This window comes from Rhodopirellula sp. SH410, from assembly GCF_055811895.1.
This window is the reverse complement of the sequence record NZ_CM147949.1, coordinates 1,818,981-1,831,948: the sequence shown is the minus strand read 5'-3', so window position 1 is coordinate 1,831,948 and position 12,968 is coordinate 1,818,981. Positions and strand designations below refer to the sequence as shown.

At 57.9% G+C, this 12,968-nt stretch carries 9 protein-coding genes; 3 read left to right on the top strand and 6 right to left on the bottom strand.

Features of this window, described 5'->3' with window-relative positions; genetic code table 11:
• Positions 1–121: 121 nt before the first annotated feature.
• Positions 122–1,192, bottom strand: a complete 1,071-nt coding sequence (locus SH410x_RS06875; RefSeq protein WP_473675760.1) for a linear amide C-N hydrolase — start codon at positions 1,190–1,192, stop codon at positions 122–124.
• Positions 1,193–1,749: 557 nt separating this feature from the next.
• Between SH410x_RS06875 and SH410x_RS06870 the strand changes: the two genes are divergently transcribed.
• Positions 1,750–3,036, top strand: a complete 1,287-nt coding sequence (locus tag SH410x_RS06870) for a PQQ-binding-like beta-propeller repeat protein (RefSeq protein WP_473675759.1) — start codon at positions 1,750–1,752, stop codon at positions 3,034–3,036.
• 14 nt (positions 3,037–3,050) lie between these two features.
• On the opposite strand, the gene SH410x_RS06865 is transcribed toward SH410x_RS06870, so the two are convergent.
• The 4 genes from SH410x_RS06865 to SH410x_RS06850 all read right to left on the bottom strand — a co-directional run bounded on the left by SH410x_RS06865 (position 3,051) and on the right by SH410x_RS06850 (position 7,384).
• Complete coding sequence (locus tag SH410x_RS06865; RefSeq protein WP_473675758.1) at positions 3,051–4,118, bottom strand: M42 family metallopeptidase; 1,068 nt, start codon at positions 4,116–4,118, stop codon at positions 3,051–3,053.
• A 399-nt stretch (positions 4,119–4,517) separates the two neighbouring features.
• A complete protein-coding gene (locus SH410x_RS06860) occupies positions 4,518–4,973 on the bottom strand; it encodes a GNAT family N-acetyltransferase (protein WP_473675757.1) in 456 nt (151 codons plus the stop codon).
• Positions 4,974–5,093: 120 nt separating this feature from the next.
• Entirely contained in the window at positions 5,094–5,927 is an 834-nt protein-coding gene (locus SH410x_RS06855; RefSeq protein WP_473675756.1) for a phytanoyl-CoA dioxygenase family protein, read from the bottom strand.
• On the bottom strand, positions 5,927–7,384 hold the full coding sequence (locus SH410x_RS06850) for a sulfatase (protein ID WP_473675755.1): 1,458 nt from the start codon (positions 7,382–7,384) through the stop codon (positions 5,927–5,929). The genes SH410x_RS06855 and SH410x_RS06850 overlap by 1 nt, the downstream gene beginning before the upstream one ends.
• Before the next feature lie 372 nt (positions 7,385–7,756).
• On the opposite strand from SH410x_RS06850, the gene SH410x_RS06845 reads away from it, so the two are divergent.
• Positions 7,757–9,049 (top strand): DUF3472 domain-containing protein, encoded by a 1,293-nt coding sequence (locus SH410x_RS06845; RefSeq protein ID WP_473675754.1) that lies wholly within the window; start codon positions 7,757–7,759, stop codon positions 9,047–9,049.
• A gap of 90 nt (positions 9,050–9,139) precedes the next feature.
• On the opposite strand, the gene SH410x_RS06840 is transcribed toward SH410x_RS06845, so the two are convergent.
• The gene (locus tag SH410x_RS06840; protein ID WP_473675753.1) at positions 9,140–9,754 is read right to left on the bottom strand and encodes a metallophosphoesterase family protein; all 615 of its coding nucleotides are present in this window, start codon (positions 9,752–9,754) and stop codon (positions 9,140–9,142) included.
• Positions 9,755–9,865: 111 nt separating this feature from the next.
• Between SH410x_RS06840 and SH410x_RS06835 the strand changes: the two genes are divergently transcribed.
• Positions 9,866–12,925 carry a PSD1 and planctomycete cytochrome C domain-containing protein gene (locus SH410x_RS06835; protein WP_473675752.1) on the top strand — a complete coding sequence of 1,020 codons (3,060 nt, stop codon included), beginning with the start codon at positions 9,866–9,868 and terminating at the stop codon, positions 12,923–12,925.
• The last annotated feature ends 43 nt before the right edge of the window (positions 12,926–12,968 follow it).

Sequence of the window (12,968 nt, the reverse complement as noted above, 5' to 3'; positions counted from 1 at the left end):
GAGTCTCGACGCTCTCCAGCGCCGGCGGGTGCGAAAACGGCTCATGCCACCAATCGGCGCCGCTGATGCTGACCGATTAGGAACCCGACAAAAGCGATGGACCAAGGAGGATCGCGAAAATCTACTTCTCTTCTGCGTGTAGAAACTCGAATGCTGGGGTCGGCTGAAATTGGTCGGCTGCGTTGCCGGAATAGATCGCCCCGTCACTGACGGTCAACTTTTTCACAGCGGCATCTTGATCGAAATCCAATTCGCCAACATTGATCCAGAACACACTCGGGCTGCGGGTGGATTCAAAGAAGTAGCGTAGGTTCTTGTGATCCGAGACGGATCGCCATCGTGTCGACGATATATTGGGCTGGCCAGGCGTTGTGATACCGAGTGGCACCGAGGCATTCCGGATCACCCCGAAACAACTGGCGATCGCGTCTTCCATCTTCGCCGTCTGAGGAATCGCGTTGATATAAAACGACGCCCGCACATAACGGTCGGCGGCGCGGTTGGTCCCCGGCAGCATCACGGTGCCGCCAATTTGCTCCCAATAGTCGTTCAATGCGATCTGTTGGTCATAGATAGGCGAGTTGGTCATCACCTGGAACTCACGACCATGGTGAATGACCAGTTTCCCGCCGACATATTCAAAGATGGCAGAGTCGCCGGTGGGATCGGAGATCGCCAGATGCACGGTACCCTCGCGACCATCGGGCGACATCACTGGCACGACATAGAACGGCTCCTCACGCAGCGCATCAACTGCTTCGGCGACGGTCGCAAATTCGTCGAGCACATACTGCGTCCACAATGAGACGCACAATGGAGGTCGGCCCTGATTGGCTGCCGGATTGGGGTATTGTGACTCAGCGAGATATAGCAAGTTGGCGACAAGCCCTTTCTCGTTCATGCCATCGGCGGTGGCCGCGTCGAATGCTGTTGAGATGACGCTGCCATACTTCGATGTCCACTCGATTGATGCGGGACCGCAGGCTCCGTTGCGATCCATCCCTCGGGGAAAGAGCCATATATTCGTTCCAATTTCCGATGCCCAGTCCATGCTGCGCACCGTGATAATGGTCTGCTCCGGCCCGAGATAAACGGCGCGGGTGCACGCCATTACTGACTGTGACAGTAATGCCAATAGGAAAACCAAGCCAAAGCAGACTGTGGCCCAATGAGTTGGAGGGATTGCGTTCATTTCCATCGATTTGTTTTTGGTTGAAAGACTTGCATGCTCATCGAGTTGCATACCATTTTCTACGTTACAGAAAATATCCATTCGTGCATCTTACACGAATGATTGACTCCATCAATCAACTCTTGCTGATGGGGCGCCCACGGCAGTTGCGATCCGTCGCAGGGGCGGGGGCAACCATCTGAATCGTCTTGCGAGGGAACACGGGCTCGGAATCCCTGCCAACGAAGCATCCATGTATGAGAGAAAATCGAATAGACGTACACACCCCTGCATCGTTGCGAGAACCAGGTTCGCAGACGGTACCCGCGTGATGAAGCAGCAATCCCCTCCTCCCCCGGGATGACCGGAGCAATGGAGGTGATTTCGAGCACTCAGAGGCTGGCACGTTCTCTGTCCTTTTTCAACTCACTCGTTCGATCTTTCGTTTAAACTCTTGCCTCTTCCGCCGCTACGTGCGCTCGGGGCCATCGGTTAGAATGCGAGGGTTGCTCGGGCGGTCCTGCCGAAATGGGGCGTGATGCTCGGCCCCCCCAATTAAATCATTTATGGAGACTTCTGTGATCACCTTGAATCGACGTCGACTTTGGTCCGCATTTGGCTGTGCCATCGCGATTGGAACCACACCCTTATTTGCCGCCGACTGGCCCACCTTCCGCGGCGCAGACCGCTCTGGCATCTCGTCGGAAACCGACCTAATGCAGTCATGGCCTGAAGCGGGCCCCAAACTGCTGTGGCAGGCCAAGGGTGCGGGACGCGGTTACGCGAGCGCCGCCATTGCTGACGGACGGGTTTACACCCTCGGCGACGGGCCCTCGCATGCTGACGACGACGATGAATATCTCACCTGCTTCAACGATGCCGACGGCAAGTTAGTGTGGTCGACCAAGACCGGTTCGGCATGGAACGAAGGCCAGCCTACCTGGCAGGGATCCCGGTCCACGCCGACAATCGATGGGGATCTCGTCTTCGTCCTCACACCGGCAGGCGTCCTCTACTGTTGTGCGACCGCCGACGGCGAAGTTTTGTGGAACCATGACCTCAAAGCGGACTTCGGAGGCGAGAAGGCTGACAGTTGGGGATATAGCGAGTCCCCATATGTCGACGGCGACAAGGTGGTCTGCACCCCCGGCGGCGAGCGAGCCACGATGATCGCCCTGAACAAGAACGATGGCAGTCTGGTTTGGAAAGCCATCCATCCGGGTGACAAAGGGGCCGGACACTCCTCGATCGTTCCCGCCGAAGTCGCCGGCACAAAGATATACGTGCAAAACACGGGCGGTGGGCCAATCGGTGTCGCCGCGGACACTGGCGAGTTGTTGTGGGCCTACGAAATGAACCCACCGACGGCATTCATCCCCTCACCGGTTGTGAAGAACGATCTTGTCTTCTCGACAGCAGGCTATGGCCTGGGCGGTGCCTTGATCCGCCAAGTGGCCAAGCAAAATGGCAAATTTGAGGTCGAAGAAATCTACCCGTCCAATCCTAAGCTCGCGAACAAACAGGGCGGAGTCGTGCTTCTTGGCGACTATATCTATGGCGGCTCGGACGGCAGTAATCGGGTGCTGTGCATCGAAATGATGACCGGTGAAGTGAAATGGGAAGCTCGCGGTGCAGGACGCAACTCCATCTCCGCGGCCGCGGCCGGCGAGCGTCTCTATCTGCACTTTTCCGATGGCACGACGGTTTTAGCTGAGGCGAACCCTGCGGAGTACGTCGAGGTCAGCGAGTTCAAAACGCCCGAAACCAATGACCGTCCCGCGTGGGCGCTGCCATCGATTGCAAATGGTCGTCTCTACCTGCGCGAAGACGACAGTATCTTTTGCTACGACATCAGTGCCCAATAGGCGGGTGTCGATGCCTACCCAGGGATGAACGAGCATTCTGGCGTGAGGTTCTGCGCGAATAGCGTTAGCAACTGGGCAACCGCTTCGATGTCCGCCGTCGAGATCGTCTCGACGGCGGAGTGCATGTAGCGGTTCGGCACCGCGACCAATCCCGTGGCCACGCCTGCACCGGAGATTTGCAGCACATTGGAATCATTCGGCGCAGCCCGACCGAGTGCGGCGAGTTGGTAGGGAATATCATTTTCCTCAGCCAGTTCGATCAACCGAGCTGCGACCTTCGCGTTCACATTCGGCCCCCGCACAATCACCGGGCCACCACCAAGGCGAATGTTGCCCTGCTGTTGCTTGTTGATCGTCGGACAATCCGACGCGTGGGTGACATCCACCGCGATCGCCACATCGGGCTGGATACCCGCCGCTGCCGTTCGAGCACCACGTAAACCAATTTCTTCCTGGACCGTCGCGACACTGTAAAGCTGGCACTGCAAGGGTTTCTGTGTCAACGCTTCCGCACAGCGACGGACCGTCTCCATGACCGTCCACATGCCGGTCTTGTTGTCCATGCCGGGGCCGCTGACGATATCGCCCAACAGCGAACGATACTGTAGATCCAAGGTGACGGGGTCCCCAATGCGAACCGTTTTCGATGCCTGCTCGCCGCTGGTCGCACCAATGTCCAACCACATGTCCTCGAGTCGCACGACTTCCTCGCGTTCCTTGGCCGAGAGCAAATGAATCGGTTTGCGACTGATCACAGCGGACACCGGTCCGGTCGCCGTCCAAATCGTCATCGCTTGACCGATCAACTGCTGCGGGTCCCAGCCACCGATCGTTTGCGCATATAAAAAACCTTCGTCGTCGATGTGGGAAATCAACATCCCAATCTGATCGCAGTGCCCCGCTAGCATCAGACGAGGCGCCCCCGCTGGGCCCACGCAGGCAGTCAGGTTGCCATGAACATCAATCGATACCTCATCGGTATGTTCCTGGATGTATTCCGAAATCAGCTTTTGAATGGGCTCCTCGTATCCAGAGGGGCTCGGTGTGCGAATGGCTTTTTCAAGAAATTCGAGTGGAGTCATGCGATCAGGTTTCAAGTCGAAGTGTGGAGAGGATGAAAATCGTCGCTGCGAATGGAAGATCGCGTTTGACTGCGATCCGCATCGGGACCGTACGCCAAAACGGGACCGCGAGCAAGGATCCATGTCGCGATGCCTCACCGCACGCGACTCACGCATCCGTCAGCCCATCGACTCCATCGACACACCTTCAGCGTCGCGTGAAGAAAAACGGACGTCGATACGCTCGCCCGCGAGCCGGAGCCCACCGTCTGGCGACGCTAGCGACGGGAGAATTCATCACTTGTTATTCACGCGTTGCTATGGAACGAGCGGAAAATAAGTGGCCGAACGCTCCGCGGTCGGAATGGTCGACCGCGGAGCGTTCGGCCACAATATCAGACCGTAATTTCCCGCTCGTTCCTAACGCTCGTCGAAGGGACGATCGCGGATCTGGTAGAACAACGCTTTTTTCTGGTCGGGCAATGAAAAGTCAAAACCACAGGAGCGCAAGAAATCTTCCGATGAACTGATCGCGAGCACTTCCATCACGCCGAGTGAGCGAGCTCGATCGATGCATTGGTTCACCAATTGGCGTCCCACACCCGTCCGCTGGGCCTCCGGGTGCACGGCGAGGCACTGCAGTTCAGCGAGTTTGGGCGAGTAAATTTCCACCGCTGAAAAACCCATGCAGCGGATGCCTTGCATGGCGACGAATCCATGCCGGGTCAACTCAATGATTTCCGCTTCACTACGAGACAACAGCAAATGCTGGGAAACGAACGGCCGCATCAGGGCGTGGATGGCGGCCGCGTCGCTGGGCAGCGCTTGGCGAATCTCATAGAGCGGAGTGACAGTGGCTTTGGATTCTGCATTCATGAGCGGCGAGACACAAAAGACGGGTGAATTCAAAAAATTCCGCTTGGCCTGCCAGGGTGGCAAAGGGGCCCGGATAGTTTTTGTACCAACCTGCTGACGATCTGGCGAGCACGGGCGACGTCAATGATCCGGCATCCCTGGATCGGCCCATTGGCCACTCGTGTTCTCGCCGCGAACAACGACGCCTTTTTGATGCCAATCGTACCAGGTCGTCACGTCGGCCGCGGCGTATCGAATCGTCAACCCGCAGCGTCGGCGGTCCGAATGATTCGCCTCCGATCCGTGCAGCAAAAGGTCCGAGTGCATCGAAAACTGGCCGGCCTGCAGCGTCACATCGACTTCGCCCTCGCCGTAGGAATGCGGATTCTCAACGGCGAGGTTTAGCACCGTATTCGCGTCCTGGGACTCGTCGTAATCGATCAATCCGTGTCGATGCGAACGCGGGATGAATTTCATGTTCGCGTTTTCGGGGTCGGCGTCGTCAATGGCCAACCACACCGTGACCGTTTTCGTCGGGCTAAGCGGCCAATACGTGCTGTCCTGATGCCAGGGCACGCTCTTGCCATCATGCGGCATCTTGCAAAAAAAGTGTGATCCCCAACAGACCACATTGGGCCCGAGCAGGTCGGCGACTGCCGCGACGATGCGGGGATGATGCACGAGTTGATAGATACGAGCAAACCGCAGATGCGCCGTGTTGATGGAGTAGCTCGTCCTGCCCAGCTCGATGAAGGCGGCGAGGACACCGTCAAAAAATGCCCGGAGTTCGCAGATTTCATCCGGTTGCAGACCACCGAAAGGCATCAAGAATCCCTGGTCGTTGTACTGCTCAATCTGAGCGGCGCTGAGCGTCTGGGGCTGCGCATTGACCGAGGGCACAAAGCCCACCTGCCGCGGCAACTCCGCGAGCTGGGCGGGGGTGGGGTTGGGGATGTCGTCGACGTTCAAAGCCATTACTGCTTGCCTTTGCCCTTTCGCGGCTGCTTCTTGTTCGGCGTCGCTGGAGTCCAATCGGGGTTGGCCGTCATCATCTGGGCACCGACATCGCCCCGCCATGCGTTCAGTTCCGCCAAGAGTTCCTTTGCTTTTTCCGGCTGCTCAGACGCGACGTCTTTGGTCTCCAATGGATCCGTTTTCAAATTGAACAACTCCAACCTACCGTCCTCGAGAAATTCAATCAGCTTCCAATCACCGTTGCGGACGGCGCCGTAGGGAAGCGTGCGATGGTAGTGGGGGTAATGCCAATACAACGACTGACGTGGCAATGTCTCCGCTTCGCCCGTCAGCAAGGGCACGATGCTGATTCCGTCGAGATGTTGGTCCGGACGCTGCTTCAAACCCGCGATCTGCAACAGGGTTGGGTACAGATCCGTACCGATCACCATCTCGTCGCACGACGATCCCGGTGGGGTATGGGCGGGCCACTTGACCACCAACGGCTCTCGGACAGCACCTTCGTGTGAGAATCCCTTGAAATCACGGAGGCCACCGGTGGTCCGGTCGTCATCACCACCATTGTCACCCGTCAAAACAATCACCGTATTCTCAGCGATCCCGAGTTCATCGAGTTTGGCCATGATCCGCCCGACGCTGTCGTCGAGCTTTTCAACCATGCCCGCGCGAGCGGGATTGAGAAACTCATTCTTCGTATTCTCAAATGTTTGCGCTTTCGTCTTGTATTTCTCGACGAGCTCCGGGGGTGCCATGATCGGGCCGTGCAGCGTGTAGTAAGAGAAGTACAGCAGGAACGGGTTTTTGCCCGCCTCGGTATCGAGGAAGTCGAGCGCGGCATCGGTGAGTTTATCGGTCAAAAAATCACCAGGCTCCCCATCATCCAAATGGGGCATCCCGAAGGGCGAAAAGTATCGCCCCGGCCCTTTGGGTTGTCCCCACTCGCGGCCGCCGACGTTGACATCAAATCCGTGGCTGGTCGGATAGTGCTCGTCAAAATCCGGTTGGTCGATCGGCATCAGGTGCCACTTGCCAAAGAAACCGGTGGCATAGCCGTCCGCTTTCAAAGCTTCGGGCAAGACCACCCGGTCGTGATCAATTCGCATGTTCCAATCCGGTACCGAAAGCTGCGCATGGGGACGTTTGTGCCCCGCAATCCAATCGGTCAAGTGCAGCCGCGCCGGATAACACCCCGTCAGGATCGCCGCGCGGCTGGGCGAGCATACCGTGCACGCCGCATAGCTGTTGGTGAAGAGCATCCCCTCACTGGCGAGTTGATCGATGTGCGGCGTTTCGTAAAACTGCGCTCCATAACAACCAAAATCTCCCCACCCCAAATCATCCACTAACAGAAACACGAAGTTCGGCTTGGCTTGCTCGGCGGCATCGGCCCCCGAGCTCGAAGGGGCCAGTAGCACGCATGCCAGCAGCATCAGGGAAATCGGTTTGAACATCGTCATTGCACATCATCCAAGATGAAAGCGTATCGCAGGAGAATTGGAGTTGCCCATCATACCCTCGCCACCGCGTGTTGTGTTGGTTCGCGTTCGCCTGACCGGGCGAGGGCAGGACCTCCCTGGGACGCGAACCCTGCGCATCCGCCCATCTCGGAAACCTCGTGATGCGTGTCGTAATTAGGGCATCGGCAGGGGGCAGTTTCCGGAAATCCTGCTGCGCTCCCACGATTGGCGCCGACCGGCTGCTTGCCTAGTTTGAGATGATTGTTCTGGCCTCGGGCGGGGGACGGAGCGGTCTCGGACGGGACAATCCCGGACGGGACAATGGTCCCATCCTACGACACTTGTCATGACACCTCTGGAATATTAATGATCATGCCGACTTCCAATCCTCTCGTGGCGTCCACCATTCTTAGCCTGACGCTGGCAATCTCTCCGCTCTTTGCGGGCGAATGGGCAGTGCCGTTGGCGGGGAACGCCTTTCATCGTGCGCCTCACACGGGCAACCGACTGCCGATTGCCGACGGTGCACTGCGAATCCAAAACGGCAAGGTGTACTCGATCTATTTCCATGTGGATCGGCCAGGAAACGTTGAGCTGGCCATCAAGGGACGAGCGGTCGGCGGGCAGTCCCAGATTCATGCACGCGTTGGAAATCAAGAGCTGTCGGCACAGGTTCTCGATTCCCCGTTCAACTCCTACCCGCTGGGCGAAGTCGCGATAGCGAATCGGGGATATGTTCGCGTCGATCTCAGCACTGGCTCGGCCGATAGCTCTGCGGTTGTCGAAGTCCGCGATTTGCTCGTCCATTCGGATACCGACGACATGCAACTCGACTATGTCCAGAGCAACGCCGGAAACATGTTTTATTGGGGCCGCCGAGGACCATCGGTGCACCTGCACTATCAGCTTCCCAAAGACACCGACGTGACGTATGCCTATAGCGAGATCACCGTCCCGGCAGGTCAAGACGCGATCGGTTCGTACTTCATGGCCAACGGTTTTGGCGAGGGGTACTTTGGCATGCAGGTCAATAGTGATACCGAGCGACGCGTGTTGTTTTCGGTATGGAGTCCATTTCGCACCGACAACCCCGCCGAGATCCCGCCCGCAGATCGGATCCGAACACTCGCCAAGGGAGCGGATGTGAAAGCCCAGGATTTTGGCAATGAAGGCTCGGGGGGGCAGAGCTACATGATCTATCCATGGCGGTCCGGCGCGACCTATCGGTTCTTGACGGAGGTCACGCCCGACGGTGAAGGCAACACACTCTATACCTCCTGGTTCGGCGACAAGGCCTCAGGAGAATGGCGGCTGCTCGCCACTTTTCGCCGCCCCAAAACCGATAAACATCTCACGGGCTTCCACTCGTTCCTCGAAAACTTTGCTCCCGAATACGGGAACGTGCAGCGTTCAGCCCACTACGAGAATCAATGGGTCTGTGATACTGCGGGCAAGTGGCACGAGATCACGAGCATGAAGTTCACCGGTGACAACACCGCACGCGCCCGCCAGCGACTCGACTATGCCGGTGGCAGCGAACAGGGGCATTTCTTCCTACGCAACTGCGGTTTCTTTGATGACCAGGTCGAGCTTGATCAAAGGTTTGAGCGTGCCGCCAATGGCTCGGAACCTCAGATCAATCGAGACGAGTTACCCAGGAGCTGAGCACCCCACGCAGAAGGTGTTCGTTTCACGCGGCAGGTTTTGCCTTTCGCCGCGTAGCCATCGTCGTGCATGGTTCACCGAATCGAGCCCCTAATCGATCTTGATCATCGTGCCCTGGGGACCGGCATTGAGGATCAGCGATTCTCCCAATCGCACCTGTTTGCCCCAATCGCTGTGGATGTGGCCGCAGACCACGAGTCGGGGCCGGCAGCGGAGAACGCATTCCCGGATGCTGCGGCTGCCGCGAATGTGACCGGAACTGTCATGATCCACCGTGTCGATCGGTGGAGAATGCGTCACGAGGATGCCGCCGATTGGACACAATGCCAACATTTCCTCGGCGCTGTCCTCGTCAAAGTCGTAGCTCCAATCCCCAAACGGAGTGACGGGGATCCCGCCGCCCACGCCCCACACCTCGGCGACGCCCGCCGCCGTAGACAGCGTTTGGCCGTCGCCATGCAGCACCACGCAGCTTGCCCAGTCCCTCGTCGCCTGGCGGAGTTCGACGACCGTTTCACCGTTGCCCGGCACGAGACACGTCGGCTTTTCGATCTGGCAGAGGATGTTGATCGTATCACCTATCCCTTGATGTTGATTAGCAAAATCGCCTGCACCGATCACGAGGTCGGCATCCACGGCCATTTCGACCAAGTTTCTCGCGGCATCTTGATCGCGGTGTAGATCGCTAAAACAGAGTATCTTCATGAGTTGAGCCTGGCTGGGCGTGGACAATTGTGCGCATGATGTTTCCGCCTATTCTGGGGTGGAGGTGAAACAAGATGCAATGCGGGTCAAATTTCTTGTAAACTGGTGACTATGAATATGATATTTCGCCGCAGTGAGGCAGCTCCCCGCCCCGACGCGATTGGACACATCTACGTTTCGGCGTGTTGGTTTGTTTTAGGGGCGCTCCTGACCGCTCGTTGCGGGGCCGCCGACGTTGTATCGGCTCGCCCAAGTGCCTCTGCCAGTCCCGCCGAACTGGAGTTCTTTGAGAAAGCGGTTCGTCCGCTACTGGCCGAACATTGCTTCGAGTGCCACAGCACTCAATCGGATAAGCTGCAAGCCGGATTGCTGGTCGACAGCCGTGCGTCGTTACTGCAGGGCGGCGATTCGGGTGCTGCCATGGTCCCGGGCGACGTCGACGGCAGCCTGATCATCGAAGCGGTGCGGTACGACTCCTATGAGATGCCGCCAGCAGGAAAACTTGCCGACTCAGAGATCGAAACGTTCGAACGTTGGGTCGAAATGGGTGCCCCTTGGCCTCAGGAAGCCGCACCAGCATCGAGCCCAGACAGGCCAGGTTTCGATTTAGATGATCGCAAAAACCAACACTGGGCTTGGCAGCCAATTCAAAATGTTACTCCACCGCAGGTCCACGACCGTGATTGGCCACGCGATGAGATCGATCAGTTTGTACTCGCCCGGCTCGAACGGGCGGATCTGCAACCCGCCCCCGATGCGGACCGCCACATTCTGATGCGACGGTTGTATTTCGATTTAATCGGGATGCCTCCCACCCCGGAACAGGCCGCCGATTTTCTCGCCAAGCCAGGTCCCGATGCGGTCGCGGAACTCGTCGATAATCTACTGGCGTCGACACAATTCGGAGAACACTGGGCACGGCATTGGCTCGACCTGGTTCGCTATGCTGAGTCACGTGGTCATGAGTTTGACAACGACGCTCCCAACGCCTTCCAGTACCGCGACTATGTCATCCGTGCTTTCAACGCTGATGTGCCATACGACCAATTCGTGCGTGAGCAAATCGCTGGAGACCTCCTTACCGAACCGCGACTGAACCGGGAGCTGGGATTCAACGAGTCGATCCTCGGCACGGGGTTCTGGTACTTGGGCGAGTGGGTGCATTCACCAGTCGATATCCGCAAAGACGAGAGCGACCGTTTTGACAACATGATCGACGTGATGTCCAAAACATTCTTGGGTGTGACGGTCGCCTGTGCGCGCTGTCACGATCACAAATTCGATGCCATCTCGACGGCGGACTACTACTCACTGAGCGGGTTCCTGCAGAGCAGCGATTACCGGCAAGTCCGGTTTGAGTCCATCGAACATAACGCTGGCATTGCCGATGAACTCGACCAGTTGGATGCAAAATACCGCAAGCTGATCTCCGACGCGTCGGACGAAGGCGGTGTGTCGACGGACACGATCAGCGACGAGGCCGAGGCCGCCATCGTTGTCGACTATGCCGCCGTCCAACCGCTGGACGACCTGCAGGACGGCTTCATTTTTGGCAAGCGTCCCCGCCACGCTGGAGAACCTTGGCTGACGAGCAGCAATGGCAAACCGTCGATTCAGTTCTCACGTGAGAACGCAGCGGTCAGCGATCGATTTTGGGATGGGCTCGAATCCGTTTCTGGTCCCGTTACCGATGACCGGAGTTCGTTGAAGAATATCCCTCGTCCAGGTCGCACGCTGCACTCACCCACCTTCGAGATCCAACACGGCAATGTCGCTGTGCAAGTTGAGGGACAGGGACACGTGTTCGCGTGCGTCGATTCACATCGCATGATTGCCGGACCGCTGCACGGCCAAGTCATCCGGCCGATCAAAGACAACAAACGCTGGGTCCAGCTCAATTTGAGTCGCTACGTGGGACACCGTGTGCACCTGGAGTTCACGCCAGCCCTCGACTCGGATCTCAAAGTCTCAGTCATTACCGATGGGGCGACGGCCGAGATCCGAAAACAGCTCGACGAACGGGCGGAGAAAATTGCCGCCGCCGTGGCCGAAGATGAATTAGCAGCCCAGCAACGACTCGGCGACCGATGGCATTCGTTGACAACCGAATGGGCGCAGGCACGAACGGAATTGAGCGACCGTGTGATGCGTCGCTCGCAGCTTGCGATCGCGATGATCGATGGCGACGGCGAAGACGATCACGTGCTCATTCGCGGCAATTCCTCCAAACCTGGTGATCTCGAACCACGCCACTTCTTGACCGCGATCAGTGGTTCAGCGCCGATCGCGATACCGCAGGGCAGTGGTCGCCTGCAGCTCGCCGAACACATCACCGCCGCGGACAATCCGCTGACACAGCGAGTCATCGTCAATCGAATTTGGCACTACCTACTCGGACGCGGTATCGTACCGACCACTGACGATTTTGGGGTTCTCGGACAGACGCCCTCGCACCCGGAACTACTCGATTATCTGGCGACTGAGTTTGCCGGCGATGGCCAGAGCATGCAGCGTTTGATTCGCCGCATTGTTCTTTCACGAACCTATCAGATGTCAAGCGAAACGCAGAAAGCGGCCGTCGCCGCTGATCCCAAAAACTTGCTCTGGCATCACCGCCCGATCAAACGGCTCGAGGGGGAGACGATTCGCGATGCACTCTTAGTGCTATCGGGGCGTTTGGATTCAACGTCGTATGGCCCGTCCGTGCCGGTCTATTTGACATCGTTCATGGACGGCCGGGGGCGACCGCCGCATAGCGGACCGCTCGATGGTGCGGGACGTCGTTCGATTTACACGGCCGTCCGCAGGAACTTTTTGTCCCCCTTCATGACCACGTTTGATGCGCCCACCCCCTTCAGCACGATGGGCCGTCGCAACGTTTCCAACGTGCCCGCGCAAGCACTCATCCTGATGAACGATCCACTGGTGGTGGAATTGGCTCGGGATTGGGCGGCTCGTGCCATCGAACAATTCCCGCAACCCGCTGAGCGAATGAACTGGATGTTTCAGTCCGCATTCGGCCGCCCAGCGAGCGTGCAAGAGCGGCAGATTGCAGCTGACTATCTTGACGCCGAGTCCACCTCTCGACAGCTCGCCCCCGATTCGCTCGACGTGTGGGCCGACCTCGCTCACGCGTTGGTGAATGCCAAAGAGTTCATCTACATCCCATGAATATAACTTCACCTTACCCATGCCGCAGAGTGCAATCACCTCC